The organism is Solemya velum gill symbiont, assembly GCF_002020255.1.
In the GTDB taxonomy this organism is placed as follows: Bacteria; Pseudomonadota; Gammaproteobacteria; order Chromatiales; family Chromatiaceae.
This window is the reverse complement of the sequence record NZ_MPQG01000014.1, coordinates 1-25,225: the sequence shown is the minus strand read 5'-3', so window position 1 is coordinate 25,225 and position 25,225 is coordinate 1. Positions and strand designations below refer to the sequence as shown.

At 53.2% G+C, this 25,225-nt stretch carries 19 protein-coding genes and 1 pseudogene; 11 read left to right on the top strand and 9 right to left on the bottom strand.

Annotation, left to right across the window (positions count from 1 at the left end; translation table 11 throughout):
- The 8 genes and pseudogenes from BOW06_RS09825 to BOW06_RS09790 form a co-directional block, all read right to left on the bottom strand.
- On the bottom strand, positions 1–582 hold the full coding sequence (locus BOW06_RS09825; RefSeq protein WP_043116213.1) for an electron transport complex protein RnfA: 582 nt from the start codon (positions 580–582) through the stop codon (positions 1–3).
- Positions 572–1,225, bottom strand: a complete 654-nt coding sequence (gene rsxE, locus BOW06_RS09820) for an electron transport complex subunit RsxE (RefSeq protein WP_043116215.1) — start codon at positions 1,223–1,225, stop codon at positions 572–574. The genes BOW06_RS09825 and rsxE overlap by 11 nt, the downstream gene beginning before the upstream one ends.
- A complete protein-coding gene (locus BOW06_RS09815; RefSeq protein WP_043116217.1) occupies positions 1,222–1,905 on the bottom strand; it encodes an RnfABCDGE type electron transport complex subunit G in 684 nt (227 codons plus the stop codon). The genes rsxE and BOW06_RS09815 overlap by 4 nt, the downstream gene beginning before the upstream one ends.
- Entirely contained in the window at positions 1,902–2,951 is a 1,050-nt protein-coding gene (locus BOW06_RS09810; RefSeq protein ID WP_078454664.1) for an RnfABCDGE type electron transport complex subunit D, read from the bottom strand. Before BOW06_RS09810 ends, BOW06_RS09815 begins: the two co-directional genes overlap by 4 nt.
- Positions 2,951–4,312: an electron transport complex subunit RsxC gene (rsxC, locus tag BOW06_RS09805; RefSeq protein ID WP_078452713.1), complete on the bottom strand. Its 1,362-nt coding sequence runs from the start codon at positions 4,310–4,312 to the stop codon at positions 2,951–2,953. Before rsxC ends, BOW06_RS09810 begins: the two co-directional genes overlap by 1 nt.
- Before the next feature lie 15 nt (positions 4,313–4,327).
- A pseudogene (locus tag BOW06_RS09800) lies at positions 4,328–9,253 on the bottom strand (2-oxoacid:acceptor oxidoreductase family protein).
- A 27-nt stretch (positions 9,254–9,280) separates the two neighbouring features.
- On the bottom strand, positions 9,281–10,123 hold the full coding sequence (locus BOW06_RS09795) for an RnfABCDGE type electron transport complex subunit B (protein ID WP_078454671.1): 843 nt from the start codon (positions 10,121–10,123) through the stop codon (positions 9,281–9,283).
- Positions 10,124–10,413: 290 nt separating this feature from the next.
- Positions 10,414–10,776 carry a thioredoxin family protein gene (locus BOW06_RS09790; RefSeq protein ID WP_043116221.1) on the bottom strand — a complete coding sequence of 121 codons (363 nt, stop codon included), beginning with the start codon at positions 10,774–10,776 and terminating at the stop codon, positions 10,414–10,416.
- Positions 10,777–10,923: 147 nt separating this feature from the next.
- Between BOW06_RS09790 and hemB the strand changes: the two genes are divergently transcribed.
- From hemB to BOW06_RS09740, 10 genes are all read left to right on the top strand, one after another.
- Entirely contained in the window at positions 10,924–11,943 is a 1,020-nt protein-coding gene (hemB, locus tag BOW06_RS09785) for a porphobilinogen synthase (RefSeq protein ID WP_043116223.1), read from the top strand.
- Between the two features lie 6 nt (positions 11,944–11,949).
- Positions 11,950–12,762 carry a shikimate dehydrogenase gene (gene aroE, locus BOW06_RS09780; protein WP_043116225.1) on the top strand — a complete coding sequence of 271 codons (813 nt, stop codon included), beginning with the start codon at positions 11,950–11,952 and terminating at the stop codon, positions 12,760–12,762.
- Positions 12,759–13,229, top strand: coding sequence for a 23S rRNA (pseudouridine(1915)-N(3))-methyltransferase RlmH (gene rlmH, locus BOW06_RS09775; protein WP_078454666.1), 471 nt, complete (start codon positions 12,759–12,761; stop codon positions 13,227–13,229). The genes aroE and rlmH overlap by 4 nt, the downstream gene beginning before the upstream one ends.
- The gene (locus BOW06_RS09770) at positions 13,222–13,812 is read left to right on the top strand and encodes a Maf family protein (protein ID WP_230209658.1); all 591 of its coding nucleotides are present in this window, start codon (positions 13,222–13,224) and stop codon (positions 13,810–13,812) included. Before rlmH ends, BOW06_RS09770 begins: the two co-directional genes overlap by 8 nt.
- Before the next feature lie 22 nt (positions 13,813–13,834).
- On the top strand, positions 13,835–15,295 hold the full coding sequence (rng, locus tag BOW06_RS09765; protein ID WP_078452677.1) for a ribonuclease G: 1,461 nt from the start codon (positions 13,835–13,837) through the stop codon (positions 15,293–15,295).
- Positions 15,296–15,404: 109 nt separating this feature from the next.
- Positions 15,405–19,028: a YhdP family phospholipid transporter gene (locus tag BOW06_RS09760; protein WP_078459457.1), complete on the top strand. Its 3,624-nt coding sequence runs from the start codon at positions 15,405–15,407 to the stop codon at positions 19,026–19,028.
- A 51-nt stretch (positions 19,029–19,079) separates the two neighbouring features.
- Positions 19,080–19,949: a carbon-nitrogen hydrolase family protein gene (locus tag BOW06_RS09755; RefSeq protein WP_230209790.1), complete on the top strand. Its 870-nt coding sequence runs from the start codon at positions 19,080–19,082 to the stop codon at positions 19,947–19,949.
- Positions 19,950–19,954: 5 nt separating this feature from the next.
- Positions 19,955–21,388 (top strand): metalloprotease TldD, encoded by a 1,434-nt coding sequence (tldD, locus tag BOW06_RS09750; protein WP_043116230.1) that lies wholly within the window; start codon positions 19,955–19,957, stop codon positions 21,386–21,388.
- Positions 21,385–22,722 (top strand): metalloprotease PmbA, encoded by a 1,338-nt coding sequence (pmbA, locus tag BOW06_RS09745; protein WP_043116232.1) that lies wholly within the window; start codon positions 21,385–21,387, stop codon positions 22,720–22,722. Before tldD ends, pmbA begins: the two co-directional genes overlap by 4 nt.
- An 86-nt stretch (positions 22,723–22,808) precedes the next feature.
- On the top strand, positions 22,809–23,702 hold the full coding sequence (locus BOW06_RS09740) for a LysR family transcriptional regulator (RefSeq protein WP_078454668.1): 894 nt from the start codon (positions 22,809–22,811) through the stop codon (positions 23,700–23,702).
- A gap of 68 nt (positions 23,703–23,770) precedes the next feature.
- On the opposite strand, the gene BOW06_RS09735 is transcribed toward BOW06_RS09740, so the two are convergent.
- Positions 23,771–24,457 (bottom strand): YiaD family glycine zipper/OmpA-like lipoprotein, encoded by a 687-nt coding sequence (locus BOW06_RS09735; protein WP_043116235.1) that lies wholly within the window; start codon positions 24,455–24,457, stop codon positions 23,771–23,773.
- Between the two features lie 217 nt (positions 24,458–24,674).
- Between BOW06_RS09735 and BOW06_RS09730 the strand changes: the two genes are divergently transcribed.
- A complete protein-coding gene (locus BOW06_RS09730; RefSeq protein ID WP_043116238.1) occupies positions 24,675–25,103 on the top strand; it encodes a phosphate-starvation-inducible protein PsiE in 429 nt (142 codons plus the stop codon).
- Positions 25,104–25,225 lie beyond the last annotated feature (122 nt).

Genomic DNA, 25,225 nt, shown 5'->3' with positions numbered 1-25,225 from the left:
TCAAGCTCCCAGTCCTGCAAAACCCATAAATGCCAGTGACAACACGCCACCGAGAATCAGGCTCAGCGCAGCACCCTGTGTCACACTTGGCAGCTTCGCCAACTCCAGTCTCTCGCGCAGACCGGCCATCAGTACGATAGCAAGGATAAAGCCGGCACCGGCACCAAGCGCATAGACGACCGACTGGATAAAATTGTACTCCTTGAAGGTCTGGAATAGTGCCAGCCCAAGAATTGCGCAATTGGTCGTGATCAGTGGCAAAAAGATGCCCAGCGCGCGAAACAGCGCAGGTGAAAGCTTCTTCATCGCCATCTCCACCAGCTGTACAGCCGATGCAATTACTGCAATATAACTGATCAGGCGCAGGTACTCGATATCGAACGTCACCAGTACCTGGTTGATCGCATATGCACATACCGAGCTCACCAGCATGACGAATGTGGTTGCCAGGCCCATTGGCACGGCTGTCTCCAGCTTCCCCGAAACCCCGAGGAAAGGGCACAGCCCAAGGAACAGTGCTAACACGAAGTTATTCGCCAGGAATGCGTTAAAAAATATAAATGAAATGCTGTTAACTTCCATGCACTGCCTCCTCGTCACCGGACAGTTCCTGTTTGCGCACCTTGAGCCATTCAAAAAAGAGCAACCAGCCGCCAAGTACTATGAAGCCTCCCGGTGGCAGCACCATAACAATCCATGGCTGGAAACCATCGCCAAACAGGGGCAAGCCAAACAGTGAACCGTTGCCTAAAATTTCCCGCACGACACCGAGACACAAGAGCGCAAGTGTAAAACCGAGCCCCATGCCGAGACCATTGACGACCGACTTCATGGGCGTATTGCGGGAAGCAAACGACTCGGCCCGCCCGAGGATCATGCAATTGGCAACGATCAGCTGGATAAACGCGCCGAGCGCATTGTAAAGATCGAGACTGATGGCCTGGATGACATAATCGACTATGGTGACAAAGGTGGCGATGATGACGATGTAGGTCGCGATCCGGACCTCTTTCGGGATCAGCTTGCGAAACAGGGAGACGAGCACACTCGAGGCCAGCAGGACAAAAGTGGTTGCCACTCCCATCGCCAGTGCATTCACGGCAGAATTGGTCACCGCGAGAACCGGACACATACCCAGCAACATGACAAACACCGGATTATCGCGCCAGATCCCTTCGAGAAAGGTCTCTGCGGTGATGCGATCATCCTGTTTGAGCAGGCTCATGGCTGCGCTCCTTCCAACTCTTCGAGGTATGGCTGAATTTGCGGAAGCAGTTGCTGCGCACTGGCATTGATGGCCTTGGCAACCGCGTTAGATGAAATCGTCGCACCGGTTATAGCATCAACCTCCCACGGGTTCGTCTTGGAACCCTTCTTGACGAGGACGACCGCGTTCGCCAGTGCTGTAGCATCGGAATTGAGCCTGACATCCAGCGCATCGAAGTTGGCGACAAAGTTCTTGTCGGTAATGATCTTGTCACCCAGCCCGGGCGTCTCCGCCAGCTTGATCACCTTGATACCGGTGACGCATTCGCAGGCCGGCTTGTAGCCATAGATCAACTGAATGATATCGGCATAGCCTTGTGCTGCGCCCTCGGCCGCCAGGCCAATAAAGCTGTTCTCGCCATCATAACCGGCATAGACCCTTGTGCCTTCGATCCCGGGCGCAACAGGAACCAGTGCATCCTCGGTCAACAGCATCGGCGTGAAGCTCTCGGCACCCGGAATCACCTGCAACACCGCCTGTTCGATAGCAAGGCGCTTGTTTTCGGCAATCACCGGCTTGGTCGCCTGGTAGACAAATACAACCAGGAAGCCTGACAGAGCCGTCACCAACCCGAGGGTCAATATCATTGCCGTGCTGGTTGTTTTGTGAGCCCTGTCGACTTGCGGATTATCGCTCATGGCGATTGCTCCTTGCGTCGCGCCCCGAAAACCCGCGGCTGGGTCATCGCATCGATAAGGGGCGTGGCCGCATTGCCCAGCAGGATGGCATACATGATTCCTTCAGAGAGGCTGCCGAATACACGGATTACAACTGTCAGAAAACCGATCAGCAGACCGTAGATCATGACGCCCCTCGCCGTGACTGGGGAGCCGACCATGTCAGAAGCCATGAACATCGCGCCCAGCATCAGGCCGCCTGAAAGCAGCATGAAGAGTGGATCGGGATACTTGTCGGCATCCACCAGGTAGAGCGCCCCGGATGTGACTGTCACGCCGATAAAAATCCATACCGGGATACGCCAGTTCATCATGTTGCGAAACGCAAGATAGAGACCGCAGACGAAAATCAGCAGGGCAGAGGTCTCACCGGCAGAGCCCGCGGTCATACCGGTCAACAGCTCCATCGGCGCTGTCTGCGTATCCTGAAACTTCTGCAGCCCGAGTGGCGTTGCACCGGTAAAGCCGTCGACTGCCACGCTGCTTGCCCATGCGGAGATATCCGGCGGCATCATGAAGGGCATCGTCAGCGTTGTCGGGATAAACTGGGTAAATCGCCCGTCAAAAAAGGCCGGTGTCCAGGTCGTGATAGCGACAGGGAAGGCTGCCTGTACAAAAGCACGCCCCACCAGGGCTGGATTGAAAACATTGAAACCGATACCACCAAAAACCATCTTGCCCATGGCCATGCCGACAAAGCCGGCAACTACACCCATCCATAACGGAAAACCGGGAGGCAGCGTCAGTGCCATCAAGATGCCGGTAATCACTGCAGACCAGTCACCCAGCGAACTTGTCCTGTTACTCATCCAGTTGAAGAAGCGCTCTGTGGCCAGGCAGGTCAACGTCACCACCAGCGTCAGTGCCAGCACACTGATGCCGAACTGGTAAATTGCAAAAGCCAGGATCGGCAACAGGGCAAACACGACGTTCCGCATGATGACCGGAACCTCCTGCGGCCTTTTCACGTGCGGTGCCGTATGCAATACGATAGGCTTGCGCGACATCAGGCTGTTGCCTCCCTGTTTTCATTGTTAATGCTCTTTGCGATACGGAAGTACTGCACCAGCGGAATATTCGAAGGACAGACAAAACTGCAGCAACCGCATTCAAAACAGCTGTTGAGATTGAACTTCTCCTGCATCGCCGTGTATTCACGCTTCTCGGCGAGCCACACCATCTGGGCGGGATTGAGGCGCATCGGGCAGGCATCCACGCAACGGCCGCACTTGATACAGGGAAACCGGGTGCCACGCTCACCTTGCTCTTCAATGAATCTGCGCTCCCGGAATACCAGCACACCCGAGGTGCCCTTGGTGACAGGAACCTCCAGTGAGGCGATTGACATACCCATCATGGGGCCACCCATGATGACCTCTTCATATTCGGCTTCCACCCCCACCTGCTCGAGGATAAAACTGACCGGAGTACCAATCGGCACAAGATAGTTACCCGCCTTCTCCATGCCGGATCCGCTCACAGTGATCACCCTTTCGGTCAAGCCCTCACCGCTGGGCAGAAGCCTGCCAAGCTGTGCCAAAGTACCAACATTGTTGACCACCACACCAACATCAATAGGCAGCCCACCAACCGGAACCTCGAGTCCAAGCAGTGATTTGAGCAGCATCTTTTCAGCGCCTTGTGGATACTTGGTTTCCACCAATTCGACACTGATCGGATCGTTATCCGTCAGCTTTTCACGCAGTAGCCGGGCCGCATCGGCCTTGTTATCCTCGATACCGATGATCGCCCGCTTCGCTCCCGTGATGCGCAGGGCATAGCGAACGCCCTGGAGCAGATTCTCTGGTTGCTCAAGCATGACACGATGGTCGCAAGTCAGGTAAGGCTCACATTCACAGCCGTTGACTACCAGCACCTCGGCCTGCTTCTCCTCGGGCACCTGCAGTTTCACATGCGAAGGGAAGGCAGCACCTCCAAGCCCGGCAAGGCCGCTGTTCTGCACTCGCTTGATGAGCTCGTCCCTGTCCAGTTGCATCGGATCCACGGGATAGCTCTCCAGCACCTGTTGCGAGGCCGCCTCGTAGACCTTGATGACGATCGACAATACCTTTGGACCTGCCGCACTGTGCATCAGGTCAATCGCCTCGACGATACCGGTAGCAGGAGCATGCACGGGCACTGAGAAAAAACCGTCAGCTTCTGCAATCAGCTGTCCGCGAACAACCTCCTGTCCGGCCTTGACCACTGGCACAGCGGGCGCACCGATATGCTGGGACACGGGCACGATCAGTCGCGGAGCAAAAGCCATCCGCCTGATCTCCTTATCGCACGTTATTCCCTTGTGATAGTCAGGGTGTACACCGTGCTCGAAATGGCCCTTGCGAAACCTGTTAAACAACGGGAACATAAAAGTCAGTTCCACCTACTGGTACTTCGCGGCCCGTTGCACCAGCTTCTCCAGGCCCGGTTCATCCGGGTTGAAAGGTGTTCCAGGGTGCAGGCAACCGGCCGTGCATTTCTCCGCGGCCCTGACAATATCCTTGAATGCGCCACCGGTCGGATTGATCACGACGGCCTGCTTGTTGTCATCATAGGCGAAGATATTCGGATTGATCTCTATGCACTCATCACAGGTTGTGCACTCGGGCGTTTCTACCCAGACGGGTTCAAAGTCCGTCGCACCATTGCCGCCACCTGCTGCTGTGGCAGCCGTGCCAGTGTCTCCTGTTGCACCATCCAGCAGGCCTGCCGGCAGGTTGCCGGCCGCCATACCCATGAGCGTGGCAGTCAGCTGCTGTGCCACCTCGGCCTTGGCCGTGAGTTTGACCTCATCCATGTTGACGACCTGGTCGACACCAGCCAATGACTTGAGCTGGCGCCAGAAGCTGCGACGCTCCTCTGTTGACTTGACCATCTCCTGCGATACCAGCACCCGCATCAGGCGGTTCTTGCCATCCACGCCCCAGATATAGGGAAACATACCATCACGCTCATCCTCGTCCAGGTCGATGAACTCATGCAGTTGAATCATGCTGTCGTTCCAGGTTTCCGGTGGCGCCTGGCGGAAGTTTTTGCGGAAACGCCCCTCTGTCATGGCGAAATCGGCAAAGGTCATGGGCACATCCATATCCTTCTCTTCACCCTCTTCGTCAATGTAATTCAGCGTATAGGTGGGCCAATCCTCGTCAAGCGACGGGTTACCCTCGATATCTGAACAATCCATCAGGGTTTCGCCAGCATCCGGATCGTAGCGAAACAGCGGGTAGGCGCGTGATTCGACCGCCATTTTGCTCTGCGCCTCGGAGGCATCGTCGCCCACGCCGTGTTCCGGTTGGCACACGGCATAGAGATTGAACAAGGCTGGGCGACGACTGTTGAGGCCGTCAACGAAACCTTCGATCATGTGTGTCATGTTGGATATCGCGCCCTGCAGTACATATGAGGTACGGTGCGCCATACCGATCAGGCTGATCTCCTTGCGAATCTCCTCTTTACCTTTCCAGGCCTTGCCGTACGGTGCCATATCAGACACCTGGCCGATGAAACCTGAAGTACATGCCTGGCCGCCGGTATTGGAGTAGACCTGGGTATCAAGTACCAGCATCTTGACCGGCATACCTGACATCAGGGCACGCGACAGGTTCTGGAAACCGATGTCATACATGGCGCCATCACCGCCGACAGCAACAACCGGCGGGCACAGGTGCCACTCGTCATCACTGAACTGCTTCCAGTTGAAGTAAGTGAAGAAGTTGTTGTGCTCGGCAGGGTCATACTTGTCAGCAAGGATGAGCTCGGCCTTGCGAATCGCCTTGAAGCCCCCGGCCATTTTTGCCATGTGGCCTTCGAAGATACCCATCGCCATGGATGGTGCATCCTGGAACAGGTGGTTGGCCCACGGGAATGGATAAGGGTTATAGGGGAAAGTTGAACCCCACACCGAGGTACAGCCGGTTGCGTTGATGATGCCCATCTCTGCACGACCCTGTTTTGTCTGACCCTCGGTATATTTCCACTTGAGATCACGCAATGCATCGAGCAGGGCAGTGATCTCCTTGAGCCACTCCTGGTTCAACGGGCGAGTGTCGCTATCTTCTTCCAGCGTGTGCGACAGCGTGCCAAGAGTAAGATCCTGCTCTTGGTTGCTATCAATGGCATTGCGGAAAGCCTCGGTGTTATCCAGATCGATATTGTCGGCAAGCGTCATGCACACCCTTGTTTCCAGCTGGTTAATCAGCCCGTCAATCTTTTCCAGATGGTTCTGGATGCGTGGCTGCAACAGTGCGGTAACAGTTGCGGTGAACAGGTGCACACTGGTTTTTTCACCACAGCCAAGACAGGCGCCGTCACCCGACAACATTGCATTGTAGTTGCGCTTGTCCAGCAGCAGGGTTTCCAGCGCTCCAATCTTTTCATCGAGATCATCGATACGGATAAAGTCCGGATTGGTGCTGGGCAGATCGAGCCAGTAATTCCACTCCCTGCGCATGCGCTCAATGCTCTCCTCCGTCTGGGTTACCGCAATCAACGCCTCATCGTCACAAACATCGATACACTCCATACAGCCCTTGCAGGTGTAGGGATTGATGGTAACGGAGAAGAATCCGCCACTACCTTTCTGACGCTTCTCACGTGTCGAGTAGTAGGGCTTGGTAATTGAGAAGCGGAAGTCACCAATGGTCTCCATCAGGCGGGTAAATTCACGCTCCAGGCTCTCTCGCTCTTTGCCTTGCAGCTCAGACTCGGCCAGTGTTTCAAGAACTGCATGATCGATCAGCTTACTGACATCCGCCTCTTCGCCGTTCTGCTCGATCAGGTCTCTCAGTTTTTTCTCAACGCTTCGCACCTCGCGACGCAGGAAGCGTGTCGGATTGCCACCGCGCTCGATTCGCATGATGGTTGAGTTGAATATCTCGGAGATAGAGTTGACCAGGCCGGGTATCGCGCTATCCGGGCAGACACTGTAGCAATCACCACAGGCGGTACATTTTTCCGCAATGAACTCCGGGTACTCGAAGCGAATCTGTGTCATGTCGCGGTAAAAACCTGTTGCCACCGGCGTCAGGCCGGTCTCCATGTAGGGGTCGGCGAGGTTGTCGTTGCCCTTTCCTGAAATGTAGAAGCTGCCGGTCTGCTCTCAGAAGCGGTGAATATCGGAAAGACGGCCATCCCCCTCAGGCAACTGCTTGAGCATGACGGGCAAGTTGCTCGCTTGCCTGCGTACCTCGTCCGGGGTGACACCAACAGTTTTTTCAGTAATCTCGACAATCTCGTCAAAGCCGCGGCGCACGACCTTGAGGTTGTCCTGGACCACGCGCGCACCCTTGCTACCAAACTTGTCCTGCAACTGATTTTCGATCGCATCGAGGAGGGTCTCCTCGGTCATGTTGTTGCGCTCCATCAGTGGGGAAGCAGCAAAGAACGCACCCTGGAAGGCGTTGCCTTGCATACGGAACTGCAATTCAGGATTGGTGGCCTCTTCCCTCGCTATCCTGAAACCGTCAACGTAATAAATGCGGATGCCGTGTTCAACGATGTACTGCTGTGCCTGGCGTGGAATCTGTGCCCACACCTCCTCGGGTGTATCCAGGTTGCTCTGGATAATGAATACGCCGCCATTGTCGAGTCCATGCAGCGGGTTGGAGTGCTGGAATACATTCGGATCAGGGGATAACACCACGTCAACGTAATGGTACTCGCAATTCAGACGGATCGGTTCGGGGGCCGCAGAGAGATAGTATGTCGTCGGCTGGCCTTTCTTCTCCGAGCCATACTTTGGATTCGCCTTGATATCAAAACCGAGGAGCTCGTAGAGTGTCATGACAAGGTTCTTGCCGGTCGTTATGGCTCCCCATCCGCCAACCGAGTGCATGCGCACGGTAATCGAGCCTTCGGGCATCAGGTTGGGATTCTCGCTGCCGTCAATGGCAAGATCCTTGATCTGCGGATAACTCGACACCAGGTCGGTGAGGTGAATCTCCTGTTTCGGTGTTGCGGCCTCGCGGTAAAATTCGATACCGAGATAGAAGAAACGCTTGTTCTTGCCATCCGGCAGCATGTTCTCGATCGCACCGATGAGCGCGGAAGGTTGCAGGTCGCGGCTGCCAAGACCATAACTGCCTGAATAGAGAGCCGGAGCATCACTTGCCTTGCTGTAACTCACATAATCGGGGAATGGAAGCTCTCCGTCTGCCGTGCCGTTTTCCAGGCTCTTGGCAATCACCGAACGCACCTCGCGCATGACAGGCAAATCTTCAGCCAGCGGCTGATCGGTACGCTCCAGTACCACGCAGCCCTTTTTGCCCTTCAGCACCTTGCTGACGAGATCACCGGGGAACGGACGGTACATGGTGAGATTGATCACACCAACCTTGAGCTTGCGTGTCTCACGCAGATAGTCAACAACAGCCTCGGCCTGCACGATCATGCTGCCCTGGCCGAAAATGACATACTCGGCGTCATCACAGCGATACTCGGCAATACGCCCGTAACTGCGGCCGGTGAGTTCAGTGTACTCAGCCATCACCTCTTCGCTAATGTCACGGATGTGGTCGAAAAAATAGGGGCGCTGTGCTGCGGTTGCCTGCATGTAGGCATCCTGGTTCTGCACCGTGCCCGCTACCATCGGATTATCGACTGTCCAGACTTCCGGAACACGGCGGCGCTTCGGACCGTAGATCATCTCCTGTGCAGGAGTCGGGCAATCAATCATGTCGGCCGGATAGCCGAGAAACTCTTCGATAAGTTCACGCTCTGGTACCTGCAATGGCTCGATCAGGTGAGTCGTCAAAAATCCATCCTGGGCGACAGCGGCAGGTGTTAACGACAGTTCGGCGATCTTGCGTGCAATCAGGTTAAGATCGGCTGCTTCCTGTGCATCTTTGGAAAAGACCTGGAAGAAACCGGTATCGTCGATACAGTGGTAATCATCATGTCCGCAGTGCACATTCAGGCTCGCCTTGGTAATTGCACGGCAGCCGATGTTGAGAATGTAGGGCAGGCGCTTGCCGACAGCGGCGTAAAGCGACTCGTGCATGAAAGCAACACCCTGCGCGGAAGAGAAGTTTGTTGCACGCAATCCCGACATCGACATGCCTGCTGTCAACGCGGCGGCGGCATGTTCAGATTCAGGTTCGACAAAAATCAACGGCTGCCCGGCAGTATTGACATGTCCTTTGGCAACCTCTTCAGCCCAGTATTCGCCCATCTGTGTCGATGGCGTAATCGGGTAGGCGCCCGCTGCATCAGAGGCTTCGCGCTCGCACATGATGACAGCAGCGTTGCCGTCCATCGCCATGCGCGTACCCGGGTACTTGACAGCTGGTTTTGATTTCTTGTTTCCGAACATTGTTGATGCCTCTCGGATTAGTAATGATTATGCACGGCGCAGCGGCAAGACTTGCTTGCGAATAATGCTTTTTGCCTTTGCCCCTTTCTCGATTTCGTCTTTCTGGTTAATCCAGACAATGGCTCCCGTCGGACAGCGTTCAATGCCGACCCTGGAAGCAAGAGCATTCTTTCTGTAGTCGATAACTGCAAGGTTATCTTTGATCGTAATCAGCCCTTCAGGTGAGTCAGTGGCACAGCGTTCGCATGCAGTACAGGCGACTTCACATTCAATCTCGGCGTCGTCATCTGAATCGAGATTTTTGCAGGCTACCCACAACCGGTGGCTCACCGGGTGCAGTTCAAAAAGCTGTCTCGGGCAGATCTCGACGCAGTCGCCACAGGCCGTGCACTTCTCGCTGTCCACAATCGGCAAGCCGTGGTCATCCATCGCAATGGCGTCTAACTCACACACATCCTCGCAATCGCCCATGCCAAGGCAGCCCCATGCGCAGCCCTTGCCACCGCCACCAACAATTGCTGCTCCACGGCAGGAATGCAGTCCCGTATACAGGGCTCGTGTTTGTGCCACGTGCTTTCCACCCGCACAGGCGAGGCGCGCCACGCGTTTCTCCTGGCCGCCCAGTTCCACGCCAAGGTAATCGGCAATTGCCTTGCTGTTATCGTGCGAGTTGACAGTGCATTGCCCTGGCTGGACATCACCAACGATCAGTTTTTCTGCGAAAATACGGCAGCCGGCCTCGCCACAGGCGCCGCAGTTGGTATGCGGAAGGGCGGATTCAACCTCATCGATGCGAGGATCCTGGAAGACGAACAGGAAGCGGTTCGCAATAACCAGCAAAGCGGCAAGAACAACGCCAAGGGCAAGCATATACCCAAGGGCAATGGCCATGTCCGAATTGAAGATCGTCGAAATCACCGCCACTCCTGTATTTCGCACCGCACAAATCGACTAACAAATTACTGTGCCTAGTGCAATGCAACAATGACATACATCAATAGAATTTCATTATACACTCTACCCGAAATGGATAGGCTGGCCTTCCCAAATGACATAATTCAGTGAGGCCGCGGGGAGTGACGAGCGGTAAGAGACGTGCAGAAGGGCGGGAGAAGTTCCCGCACAGCCAAAAGGAGCGATGGATGAGATACCTGATTCAGTCAGGTCAGTGCATCACGGAGATTCGTATCGATCCACTCGGTAATCCAGTGCATCGGTTTCGCGCTTGAGAAACGCGCAACTTCCTCACCTTGCCAGAATGCGATCACGGTCGGAAAACCACGCACCAGGTATTTGCCCGCGAGACGCATGTTCTCGCCCTCGTCCACCTCCAGCTTGGCCAGCTCTACTGCACCATCATGCTCCTCAATCGCTCGATAGAGATGTGGCGCAAGCGCATGACAAGGCCCGCACCAGTCAGCCCAGAAATCAACCAGAACGGGTTTTGTTGCAGAGGCATCGAGAACACGTGCCTGGAAGTCATGTTCGTCGACGTCGAATATCGCCTTACTTTCAGTTTTCATCGATTTGGGTAAAAAATAGAAAGGCGTAGGGTACAAGGTGCAAGGTGCAAGGTGCAAGGTGCAAGGTGCAAGGGCATGACTGACAAGTGCATCCAACAACAGTTACAATGCTAAGGTTGAATAATAAACTTATCAGGGCTTGATGATATGAGCTGGCAACAGGTATCCCGCCAATTTCCTGCAACGCGTATGCGACGCATGCGCCGTGATGACTTTTCTCGCCGTCTGATGCGGGAAACAACATTTACCCCTGATGATCTGATCTATCCGGTTTTTGTACTTGAAGGCAGTAACCAGCGTGAGGCCGTTGCTTCCATGCCCGGTGTTGACCGCCTCAGTATCGACCTGCTGCTTGAAGAGGCCAAATTGCTGCACTCACTTGGTGTACCGGCAATGGCGCTTTTCCCGGTTACACCTGCCGAGGCCAAGTCTGAAGATGCTCGCGAGGCCTTTAATCCGGACGGACTCGCACAACGCGCTGTCAAGGAGCTGAAAAACGCCCTGCCTGATATGGGCGTTATCACGGATGTTGCTCTCGACCCCTTCACCACCCACGGACAGGACGGACTGATTGACGACTCTGGCTACGTGATGAATGACGAGACTGTCGAGGTATTGGTCAAACAGGCTCTGTCACACGCTGCAGCCGGTGCAGACGTGGTCGCACCTTCCGACATGATGGATGGACGCATCGGTTCAGTACGCGAGGCGCTCGAATCAGAAGGGCATATCCACACCCGAATTCTTGCCTATTCCGCCAAGTACGCTTCAAGCTACTACGGTCCGTTTCGCGATGCTGTCGGCTCTGCAGCCAATCTCGGTGCCGGTAACAAGTACACCTACCAGCAGGATCCTGCCAACAGTGACGAAGCGCTTCACGAGGTGGCTCTCGATATCGAAGAGGGTGCTGACATGGTGATGATCAAGCCGGGCATGCCCTATCTTGATATTGTCCGTCGCGTCAAAGAGAGTTTCGCGGCACCAACTTTTGTCTACCAGGTCAGCGGCGAATACGCCATGCACATGGCTGCAGCACAAAATGGCTGGCTGGATGGCGATGCGGTAATGATGGAGTCACTCACCTGCATCAAGCGCGCCGGTGCCGATGGCATTCTGACCTATTTCGCACGCCGTGCTGCCGAGTTGCTCGCAGAGCAGGCAGGGTAAAAGAGTATGTTCTGTAAATATGCCGTGATTGGCAACCCTATTGAACACAGCAAGTCGCCAGAAATTCATGCCGCCTTTGCCGAGCAAACCGGTGAAGAGGTGCTCTATACCCGCATCCTCGGCGACATGGAAGATTTTAACGGCGACGTACATGATTTTCTGAATGACGGCGGCTGCGGTCTCAATGTCACGGTACCTTTCAAGGAACGCGCCTTTCAGATGGTTGACGACCTCAGCGAACGTGCTGAACTTGCCGGATCGGTGAATACACTAATTGTGGCTACAGGCAATGAACTGCGTGGCGATAACACGGATGGTGTCGGCCTGATCACAGACCTGGCGAAAAATCACGGTTTTGAATTCACCGGCAAACGTATCCTCGTCGTTGGGGCGGGTGGAGCCACTCGCGGCATCATCGCGCCACTGCTCTACAAGAATCCCGTTTCAGTCACCATCGTCAATCGTACTGTCTCCCGTGCCGAGGAGCTTGCTCTCCGTTTTGTCAATTATGGCCCCGTCGCCGCGTGCGGTTTCGATCAACTTGGCGGTAAATTTGATCTCATCATCAATGCCACCTCGGCCGGTATCCATGGAGAGGTGCCGCCTCTTCCGGACGGGTTGCTGGCAGAAGATGGATGGACATACGACATGATGTACAGCAACGAGCCAACCGCATTCGTCAAATGGGGCAAGGCACAAGGCGCAGCAATCTCTCTTGACGGTCTCGGTATGCTGGTAGAACAGGCGGCGGAATCCTTCTGGTTATGGCGCGGTGTACGCCCTGACACTGCACCAGTGATTGCCATGCTGCGCGAATGAATATCCACCTGATTGCTGTTGGTACACGTATGCCTGCATGGGTGACACAAGGCTACGAAGAATACAGCAAGCGCATGCCACGTGAATGCAGTCTCAAGCTTGTTGAAATCGCCCCCAGGCATCGTGGTAAAAATGCGAGTATCGAAAAAGCGATTGAAGATGAAGGCAAGCGCATGCTTGCAGCCATTCCCAAAGGCGCAAACGTGATTGCCCTGGATGAAAAAGGCAAGTCCTGGTCAACCATGCAGCTCTCCAAACAACTTGATGGCTGGCTGCAGCAGGGGAGTGATACTGCCCTGCTGGTTGGCGGGCCTGATGGCCTCTCGGCATCCTGCCGCGCAAGTGCACGTACCAGCTGGTCTCTCTCCGCCCTGACGTTGCCGCATCCACTTGTGCGGGTATTACTCGCCGAACAACTCTACAGGGCCTTGTCGGTTCTGAACGGTCATCCCTATCATCGTGAGTGAGTCACTCCTGTCCGCCCAACACGTCGTACTTGCATCGGCATCACCTCGTCGCCTTGAACTGCTCCGGCAAATTGGCATCACTGCCGATGTGCATCCCGCCCATATTGACGAAACACCATTTGATAAAGAGGCGACTGCTGACTACGTGATACGCATGGCGAGAGAGAAAGCGGCAGCTGTCGCTTCCAGCTACACAGCGGATGACAGGATTATTTCGGCAGATACCAGCGTCATCCTCGACAACAGGATTTTGGGCAAACCACGTGACGCCGAAGATTTTATCTCCATGTTCATACAGCTTTCAGGACGCATGCATGAAGTCCTCTCTGCCGTCTCACTGGTGACCGACGGCCGGCATGACGAAATGCTAAGCAGTAGTCGTGTCTGGTTTCGTGATATTTCAGAAGCAGAGATCCTGGCTTACTGGGAGACCGGTGAACCAGCCGACAAGGCTGGCGGATACGGCATACAAGGTAAGGGAGCGCTGTTTATTGAGAAGATTGAAGGGAGTTATTCTGGCATTATGGGGTTACCCCTGTATGAAACCGGGCAGCTGTTACAGCGAACCGGATATAAACTATAACTAAAAGGAAAGGGTAAAACCGATGAGCGAAGAGATCCTGGTCAATGTCACTCCCCCGGAGACACGTGTTGCGGTGGTTGAAAATGGCGTGGTCCAGGAGATCATCATCGAGCGCACCAAGAAACGCGGCATTGTCGGAAATATCTACAAGGGCAAGGTGTGCCGGGTCCTGCCTGGCATGCAGGCGGCCTTTGTCGATATCGGACTTGCGCGGGCAGCTTTCCTGCACGCTTCGGATATTTCCGGTACATCGGTCAACGATGACAGAACACCCAATATTACCGAGCTGGTACGAGATGGCGAACCCGTCCTGGTTCAGGTCGTCAAGGATCCCCTTGGTACCAAGGGTGCACGCCTGACTACCAACCTTTCCATCCCCTCGCGTTTCCTGGTGTTTCTGCCAAACGCCGCCGGTACCGTCGGTATTTCGCAGAAGATCGAGGATGGCGAGGTACGTAAACACCTGCGATACCTGATCGAAAAATTTGCTGCTCAACACAAGATTCAGGGTGGCTTTATCGCCCGCACCGCTGCCGAGAGTGCGGATGATATGGCACTGGGCGCCGATATGCTGTTTCTTTCGCGCCTGTGGGAATCAATCGAGGAGCGCATGAAACAAGCGCAGCCCAGTGAGTTGATTCACGAGGATTTGCCGCTGTCACGGCGCTCTCTGCGAGACATGGTCGATACCGATGTGGAGAAGGTCCGCATCGATTCAAAAGCGACTTTCGAGCGCGCGGTCGACTTCTCCGAGAAGTTCATCCCAGAGATCACAGACCGTATCGAATACTACCCTGGTGAACGCCCGATTTTTGATCTCTACGGTATAGAAGACGAGATTCAGAAAGCACTTGAACGCAAGGTTGATCTCAAATCAGGAGGGCACCTGATCATTGATCAGACCGAGGCGATGACCACGATCGATGTCAACACCGGTGCATTCGTCGGACACCGTACCCTCGAGGAGACTATTTTCAAGACCAATCTCGAGGCAGCGCAGGCGATCAGTCGTCAATTGCGACTACGCAATCTCGGCGGCATCATCATTATCGATTTCATTGACATGACGGTTGATGAGCACAAGCGCCAGGTGCTGCGTGCGCTTGAAAAGTCGCTTGCACGGGATCACACCAAAACCCAGATCACCGAAGTATCGGCTCTCGGTCTGGTAGAAATGACACGAAAACGTACCAGGGAATCCCTCGAACACGTCCTTTGTGAGTCCTGCCCGGTATGCAATGGGCGTCGGACACTAAAGACGCCAGAAACGACAAGTTACGAGGTTTTCAGGGAAATTCTCAGAGAGTCGCGACAGTTTGACGTCGAATCACTGTTGGTTCTGGCATCGCAGGAAGTGATTGACTTGCTACTCGACGATGAGTCCGCCAGCCTTGCAGAACTTGAACAATTCATCGGAAAGACCATCCGCCTGCAGGCTGAACAACTTTACACTCAGGAACAATTTGACGTTGTGCTGCTCTAAGAGGTATCTGAACAATAATCAAGCCCCGGGAAACAGTATGACAACGGGGCAAACACAAGGGACTGACCAGAGTCACTCTCCACTATTTATGGCCTGCGATATCAGCTGAATGCGTTATCTCGTTAACCCTTTTGTCTTCCTGCTGGTGCTTTTTGCACTACTGATCAGTGCAGCACGCATTCTTGTGCCTCTATATATTGAGAATAACCAGGAAGCCATTCTGGAATCGCTTAGTGAACAGATTGGCTATCGTATATCTGCTGACAGAATTAGCTGCAACTGGGCAGGCACCGGCCCTATAGTCAGGCTGCATCAGTTTACCGTTCTGGACAAAAGTGGTAGTGCCATAGTCCTTCAGGCAGATTCTATACAGTTCCATCTCAGCATCATCGATCTTCTCGAGCACCAGAACATTGTTCCCAAGTCGGCCATCATTGATGGCATGTCTCTCTCACTGGTGCGTGATTCCAGCGGAGACTTCAGCGTCTATGGCGTGGAGAGGCCCGTCGATGATACGCCACCCGATTATGCAGAAATCAGTCGACTCCTGTTTCAGCCGGAGTCCCTGGCGCTAAGTAACGCACGCATTGTCTTTATCGACCTGTTTAAATCCAACCGTATTACCCGTTTTGAACCAGCGTCTCTCGTCCTGATTAACAACGGAAACAAACACCAGTTACGGGCGACGCTCGGTTTCGACAAAAAGGACCGTGGCGAAATGACGCTGTCGACAGAATTCAAAACACCCGACAAATCACTGCAGGAGTGGGAAGGCAGCATCCATCTCATCACATCTCAGCTTGATCTAGCATGGCTGGTTGGCGACAAGATTCCTGGCCACTATGGCATCGAGAACGGCAGCAGCAGCTTTGAATTATGGAGTGACTGGAAAGCAGGACAAATGACAAGGTTGCAGGGACGCTTTACCGCCAACAAGGTTGCATTCATTTCACCAGATGTTGGCGCACCCAGGCTCAGCGTTGACTGGGCGAGTGGTAATTTCTGCTGGCATCATGAAGAGCATGGTTGGCGTATTGATCTCGCCAATATGAAAGTCTCGAGTAATGGATCGGAATGGCCGACACGCTCACTCGGTTTTGCTCTGCGCAAGGAACAGGAGAACGCGCCCTATACCTTGTTTCTGGGTGCCGATGCCTTCAATATTGAAAACCTGATTACAGCCCTGAAATTTCGTACCATCGATTCCAGGACTCTCGACCATCTGTTTGCAACCTTTCCGAAAGGACACGCATCCGACATCCTGCTGGGCATTCGAATGGAACACCCGCTGGAGTGGCAATTCAGTGCAAAGCTCGAGAACCTCGGCCTTCTCGCCGTCAACAAAATTCCCGGTTTTAGCAATATCAGCGGCCAAATTGATGCCGGTCATAATGGCGGGCGCCTGACGCTTGATACGAACAAGGCGAGTGTTGAGTTCAAAGGCCTTTTCCGCAAGCCAATAGCTATCGGCAGTCTCAAGGGAGAAATCCAGTGGTTTCCACGCGATGGTGGCATGCTGATTGCCTCGAACCGGATCATGATCAACAATGATGACCTGGATACAGAACATGCTTTTCGCCTGACAACTCGCGAAGAGAAAACCCCGCTGCTTGATTACCTGGGCAAGGTCTCGCATGCTGAAATTCCCTCGGCGCCAGCTTACTACCCTGTGGGCATCATGAAACCCAACCTTGTCTCCTGGCTGGAGAAAAGCTTGCAGGGCGGTGAACTGAGCAATGGCAAGGCACGTATCAAGGGACCGCTGGATCATTTTCCCGCCAAACTGGCCGAAGAGGATATTTTCGACTTCCGGTTTGACGTGGATGGCATGAGGCTTGATTACCGCGAGGAGTGGCCTTCCATAGAAGAGCTGCAGGCGAACGTCCATTTCCATCGCAACAGCATGACAATCAATGCATCAGCAGGGAAAATTTACGATAGCCAGGTCGCCGAGACGACGGCCAGGATAGAGAGCCTGAAACCTCTCACACCACTGCAGGTTACCGGACGTATTGAGGGCGCCATTCAGGATCCTCTCAGGCTACTGCGAGAAAGCCCCTTGAGTCACCGTTTCGGCAAATTTGCCAACACAATTAAGGCCGAAGGCGAATCTCTGCTAGCAATCGATCTCTCAATTCCACTGAAGAAATCGCACCCGAAAACTCAATTCGAGGGCAGTCTCGCACTCGACGGAAATCAGCTGCAATTCAACCACTCTGACATTCCAATTGAAAGGATTAGTGGCGTACTGCATATGACACAAGATGGCCTTCTCGCTGAAAAAATCAAGGCAACTGCGCTTGGGGCTGAGCTCCTGGCTGATATATCTCCGGCGAAAAATGGTGGCATTGAAATTCGTTCAAACACGCTGATCAACGTTGAACGCCTCAAGCAGCATTTACCTGTACTCAAGGCAGTGCCTATCAGTGGAGAATCGGAATGGGATGTGAAGGTGCTGATTCCTCCGCTTGAGTCGAAAGGACAAGTCAGGCTGAATGCAGCCAGCAAGCTTGTTGGCACAGAAGTCGTACTGCCCTTGCATCTGTACAAAACGCCAAAGCAAAAAAGAAGTACTTCGGTCTCCCTGCCGCTTACCCAGGATAAACCTCCAGTGGATATCCAATATGGTGAAAACGAGATCAACATCGTTTCAGGCGGACATGGAGGAACAATCTTTTCACCAAAGATTGGCGGTGCTTTTACATTTCCAATCAACAAAAAGTCTCCGTTTATTGCTGAGTTTGCTTATCTCAAGCTAAGATTTGAAGCCAACAACGGAGGCAAATCAGTTATTAAAAAAAGCTCCCTTGATCCACGTAATGCTCCTCTGCTGTTGATCTCAAGTGAATCACTTGAGATTAACGATGTTCCATATGGATCACTGCAACTGGCGACAAAACGTATTAAAAACGGTATGCAACTCTCTGCCCTCGAGATAGCCAATGAGAACCTCCATATCAATAGTAGTGGCACCTGGACAAAGAACGGCACAAAACAGGAGTCGCGCATCGAGGCCAGTATCACTGCGGATGACCTCGGCAAAGCACTGAAGGGACTCGGAATTACGGAGCAGATTGAACAGTCTCCTGGTACCTTTACTGTCAATCTGAACTGGCCGGGCACACCGGATGACTTCGCATTTGAGAGCCTTGAAGGAAAAATCAAAGTGAAATCAGGCAAAGGCCGTCTGAGTGACGCAAAACCCGGTTTCGGACGCTTTATCGGTCTCGTTAATCTGCGCGCCCTGCAGCGTCGCCTCTCTCTCGATTTCAGTGACTTCACCAAGGAAGGTTTCGGCTTCGACAAAATTTCCGGCAAGGCGGTACTCGCCAGCGGGATTGCCACTACCGAGAACCTGAAAATCTCGGCACCGGCCGGAGATATCCTTATCAAGGGGAAAACCAACCTGAAAACACGTGAACTGGACCAGGTCATCACCGTCAAGCCCAAGCTGCACGGCACACTGCCCCTGGCCGGAACGCTTGCCGGTGGGCCGGTTGTCGGTGCTGCGCTACTACTCGCCGGCGCAATTGCCGGAGATAAAATTGACCGTATTGCAGAAACAAAATATATCGTAACAGGGTCATGGGACGACCCTCTCATTGAGCGCATGGGCAAGCAACAAGAAAGCAATCAACAAGAAGCGGAGCTAAATGAGAAAAAAGAGGAGAAAAAGGAGAAAAAGGAGAAAAAGGAGAAAACAGATTCTCATGGCCTCCCGGTCTTTGACTGATTATTGCGCTCCAAAGCCGCAACCCCGCGTGTTATCTTCCTCCTTTGTGGTATGCTTCGTAGTCCGGATTATCTGAAACAGGCACCAATGACAGAGAACGTCAATGTCTCCGCCATCCAGATGGCAAGCGGAACCAATATCGATGCCAACCTGCTTGAGGCAAAGCGCCTTATCAAGCAAGCGGCCGATGATGGCAGCAAGCTCGTTGTTCTTCCGGAAAACTTCTCCTTTATGGGCCAAAGATGCGTTGAAATGGTCTCCGTTGCAGAGCATTTTGGCGACGGAAAAGTACAATCATTTCTAAGTCGACAGGCAAAAGACAACGACATCTGGATCGTCGGCGGTACAGTACCGCTGGTCTCATCTGACGAGACTCGCGTCCGCTCCTCCTGCCTGATCTTTAATAACGAAGGCGAACTCGCCGGCCGCTATGACAAGATGCATCTCTTCGATGTCCAACTGATCGATGCCAACGAGCAATATTCTGAATCCCTTGCGATCGAGCCTGGTGATTCCAGCCTGGTAATCGATACCCCGTGCGGCCCACTCGGCGTTGCCATCTGCTACGATCTGCGTTTTCCCGAAATGTTTCGTGATCTCATCGATAAGGGTGCACGCATCATCGCTGTTCCCGCCGCCTTCACTGAAGCCACAGGAAAAGCACACTGGGACATTCTGGTCAGGGCAAGGGCGATCGAGAACCTCTCTTTCGTGGTTGCCAGTGCACAAGGTGGTTTTCATGTCAGTGGGCGTGAAACCCATGGCCACAGCATGCTGGTAGACCCCTGGGGAAATGTTCTTGCCGAACTTGGTAAAGGTACAGATGTCGCTTCAGCCACAGTTGATCTTGATTTTCTTGAATCAACTCGCCACAATTTTCCAAGCCTCAATCACAGACGCCTTACCTGCAAAACGAGCTGAACAGTATGACGACCTCCTATGAACTTGCCAGCCGGCAACTGCTGGCACCTGTTTCCATTGGTGAACAGGAAATTGACCGCCTGCTTGGAGAGCTCTGTGCTCACCAACTCGATTATGCAGATATCTATTTTCAGGCCAGCCGCCTGGAAGCATGGACACTGGAAGACGGAATCGTCAAGGAAGGCAGTTACAATATTGAGCAAGGTGCTGGCATCCGCGCAAACAGTGGCGAGAAATCCGGTTTTGCCTATACTGATGATCTCGACTTTGCCAGCCTCCTATCCGCCGCAAAAACATCCCGTGCCATTGCTGCCAGCGGCAACTCTGTTACTGTGCCGGTTTCTCTGAGAAACCAGCCTGCGCTCTACCAGCCAGTAAATCCGCTCGACACCATTTCACGTGAAAACAAGATAGAGCTGCTGCAAGAAGTTGAACAACATGCGCGTGCACAGGATCCGCGAATCCAGCAGGTTATTGTCAGTCTTGTAGCGGCCCATGACAGCGTCGTTGTTGCAGCAACTGATGGAACACTGGCTGGTGACGTACGCCCGCTGGTACGCATGAACGTACAAGTGATTGCCGAACAGAAAGGCCGCCGTGAACAGGGCAGTGCCGGCGCGGGTGGACGCACAACACTGGAGTTCTTCCTTAACGGTCGAGGCCTGGAACTCGCCGAGGAAGCAAGCAGGCAAGCATTGGTCAATCTTGAGGCTGTCGATGCCCCGGCCGGTATGATGCCTGTTGTACTGGGGTCAGGCTGGCCTGGCGTTCTGCTGCATGAAGCTGTTGGCCATGGACTTGAAGGCGATTTCAACCGCAAGGGTACTTCTGCATTTTCCGGCCGCATTGGCGAACAGGTTGCTTCACCGCTCTGTACGGTTGTAGATGACGGCACGCTTGAACAGCGCAGGGGATCGCTCAACATGGACGATGAAGGCACACAAACCAGGCAGACGGTATTGATCGAGAAGGGCATTCTCAAAGGTTACATGCAGGACAAGCTCAATGCGCGCCTCTCCGGATGCCAGTCCACGGGTAATGGCCGACGTGAATCCTATGCACATCTGCCAATGCCGCGTATGACCAACACATACATGCTGGCCGGCGAACAGGAACCGGATGAAATTATTGCCAGCGTTGACAAGGGGCTCTATGCAGTCAACTTTGGTGGTGGCCAGGTCGATATCACCTCGGGCAAGTTCGTCTTCTCTGCCAGCGAGGCCTACCTTATCGAGAATGGAAAAATTACGACCCCGGTCAAGGGTGCAACCCTGATCGGCAATGGTCCTGATGTACTCACCAAGGTCAGTATGGTCGGCAATGACCTGGCCCTTGATGCAGGCGTCGGCGTGTGTGGTAAAGATGGACAGAGTGTCCCGGTCGGTGTCGGCCAGCCAACCCTCAAAATCGATGAACTGACTGTTGGAGGTACCGCATGAGTTTTGATGCGAGTGCAAAACAGGCACAGTTGCAAAGCCTGGTCGATACGGTTCTCAATCATGCACGCAAGAAGGGTGCTTCAGCAGCTGAAGTTGCAGCCAACAGCTCTCACGGCATCGCTGCCACGGTGCGCCTTGGCGAAGTCGAGACGATTGAAAACACCGCGGATAACGGGCTTGGCATCACCGTATACTACGGTCAGTGCAAAGGCTCAGCCAGCACTTCAGATCTCTCTGAAGGTGCCATAGATGAAGCATTGACCGCAGCGTGCGATATTGCAAAGTATGCTGCCGAAGATCCTTGCGCCGGCTTGCCCGATGAGAACCGCCTTGCAAAAGAGTGGCCAGACCTGGATCTTTATCACCCCTGGCAGATTCCCGTAGAAGAGACGATATCTATTGCAACAGCCTGTGAGACAGCTGCGCGCTCTTACGATGAACGCATTACTAATTCAGACGGCGCTACCGTCAACCAGGATGAAGGCGTTGGAGTATATGGCAATTCACTCGGATTCATTGGTGGTTATCCGAGCAGTCGCCAAACGATCAGCTGCAGTGTACTCGCCAGTGAAAATGACGACATGCAACGCGACTACTGGTACAGCACGGCTCGTGATGCAAGTGAATTGGAGTCTGTCGAATCGATCGGCCGTCGCGCTGCAGAACGTACCATCTCACGTCTCGGTGCACGCAAGTTGTCCACGCGTTCTGCACCGATACTATTCAAACCAGAGGTCGCAGCCGGCCTGCTGCGCAACTTTATTGGCGCCATTTCAGGTGGCAGTCTCTACCGTAAATCGAGTTTTCTGCTCGACTCGCTTGGCCAACAGGTGTTTCCGGAATGGATAAATATTCACGAAGATCCTCTCAAACCCGGGGGGTTGGCAAGCGCACCTTTCGATTCTGAAGGCGTAGCGACATCGGCCAGAGATATTGTCGCCGACGGTATCATTCAGGGTTATGTTCTAAGCAGCTATTCAGCTCGTCGCCTTGGCATGGAAACCACGGGTAACGCTGGCGGTGTGAGAAACCTGACAATTACTCCAAACACTGAAACCTTCGAAGAGATGGTGGCTGCACTGGATACTGGTCTTATTGTGACCGAAATGATGGGGCAGGGCCTCAACATGGTGACCGGTGATTATTCACGCGGTGCAGCCGGATTCTGGGTCGAGAATGGTGAAATTCTCTATCCCGTGGAAGAGATCACCATCGCCGGCAACATGAAGCAGATGCTCATGGACCTTCTTGCTGTCGGTAATGATGCAGACTATCCGGGCAGTATCCAGACCGGTTCATGGCTGATCAGGGAGATGATGATCGCCGGCGAGTAACTGTATAAATTGCCCATCTGTTTTGTTATAACAGGGATAAGTTTTTTGTTATACTGATATGTAACTTCTTCAGTGGGCTTATTCAAATGCATGTCACACTCAGACAACTCCATGTCTTTCAGGCCGTCGCACGTCACCTGAGTTTCACACGCGCTGCTGAAGAACTGCACCTCTCTCAACCAGCAGTCTCCATGCAAGTACGCCAACTCGAAGAGAGTGTCGGTTTACCGCTGTTTGAAAAAACCGGGCGTCAGATATCCCTTACCGAGGCCGGGCACGAACTCAATCACTACAGTCAGAACATCTGCCGCGAACTCGATGAAGCAGCCGAGGTGATGAAATCAATGAAGGGCGTCAACAGCGGGCATCTGAAAATTGCCGTCGCGAGTACGATCAACTACTTTGCTCCGCGCCTGCTTGCAGCATTCAGTAAAATCTATCCCGGTATCGAGCTATCACTACTGGTCACAAATCGTGAAAGCCTGGTGCAATTACTCAAGGAAAATGAAGAGGACCTGGTCCTGATGGGCCTGCCTCCGGAAGAGATGGAGCTCGAATGGGAGCCCTTCATGGAAAACCCGCTGGTCGTTATCGCAGCGCCTGATCACCCGCTGGCAGGAAAAAAGAATATCTCCATGCAGGAACTTGCCGAGGAGACCTTTGTGATTCGTGAAACCGGTTCCGGTACACGCATCGCTATCGAGCGCCTCTTCGATTCTGCTGGACTGAAGCTTAAAAGCGGCATGCAGATGACACGCAACGAGGCAATCAAGCAAGCTGTCCGCGCCGGCATGGGTGTCTCAATTGTCTCAGCCCATACGATTGAACTGGAACTGGAAACAGGCCGTCTCGCCATTCTTGATGTCGATGGTTTCCCGTTGATTCGACATTGGCACCTTGTTCACCGCAAAGGCAAACGCCTGTCACCGGCTGCAAGAGCATTCCGTGATTTCGTCATGGAGAATGCAACTTCTATCTAGTCGTTATAACGCAAAGCATTGGCCGCGCAGTGAGTGCGCGGCCAACAAGTGAAGAGCTTGATCCGGACTCAGTAAGGACTCCGGCTGGCATGGCTCTCTCTTCCGGCAACCACGGCATTAATGAACAGCTCAACTCTGCGGTTAAGCTTACGCCCCTGGTGGGTGGAATTTGAAGCACGCGGTTGCGACTCTCCACGACCCTCGGCATATAGCCTGTTCCTTGAAACACCACGACCGGACAGGTAACCACTAACGCTTGATGCACGTCGCTCGGAGAGCCCCTGGTTATGACTGTCGCTACCGGTACTGTCGGTATGGCCGACAACATAAACAACGGTTTTATTGTAACGGCCCATTACCGAGGCTACACGGTTGAGTGCCGGTTTCATGGTACTTTTCAGGCTCGCACTATCAAGACTGAAGGAAGCCTCGCTACTTAGGCTTATCTTAATAGTATCCATATCGAGGCGTTCGATGGTTGCATAATCAGCCGCCAGTTCACTCTCGAGTGCACGTCGTAGTTCACGCGCTTGTTCATCCATGTAATGGCCAACTGCACCACCAGCAAGTGCACCGATTACTGCGCCGGCAAAACGGTTTCTTCCACCTCCGCCACCAACATTATTGCCAATAATCGCACCAGTCACCGCACCGATGCCTGCGCCAATTTTTGCACGCTTGTTCGGGTCATTTTCCATACAGCCAGTTACCATCATACTGCTCGCAATGGCAACCGCTATGATTCGTTTTTTCATCTCTACTCCTCCGCAATGAACTTGAAATACATCTCTATATTTAACATTATAAGTTTAGACAATAGAACAGAGTATTCATTGCATTTATTTCAAGAAAGTTTTGTTGCACTCCTCCTGTGCACCCAGGGCAACAACTGCAATCTATCGAAAAATATGCGATGCTTCCTGACAAGAAAAATATATAAACACCCGGGAATCGAGAGGCTGGTAAATATTCATGAATAAAGATACTGAAAAAGTACAAAGGTTCGGAAACATTCTTGTCGATGGATTCCATTACCTTGCCCTGTTTATTATCGGCGCAACGATCGTGTGGTCTGCTGCTTACGAGTACCTGGAGATGATGAGCAAAGGGTACGCAGCATTAAAAGATATTCTTCTGCTTTTTATCTATCTTGAACTGGGCGCAATGATCGGAATTTATTTCAAAACACACAGACTGCCGGTACAGTTCCTGATATTTATTGCCATTACAGCACTTTCGAGGCACCTGGTGATTGACGTGCAACACGTATCGGACAGCTTTCATCTCTATCTGCTGCTCAGCATCTCGGTTTCGATACTACTGCTCAGTGGTGCACTCTTTGTCCTGTCAATGACCTCAAAGAAATATGGCCGTCCGGAAGATGATCCCGCTAATGATTAGGGAGCCTGATAACAGGTATTTCCAAGCGCGGATTCAACTCACTAGTGCAACGGATGGGTTAATCCCGAAAAATACTTGATTGGGCGTTTTAATGCCAAGACATTTTCGGGGACGATTGTTCA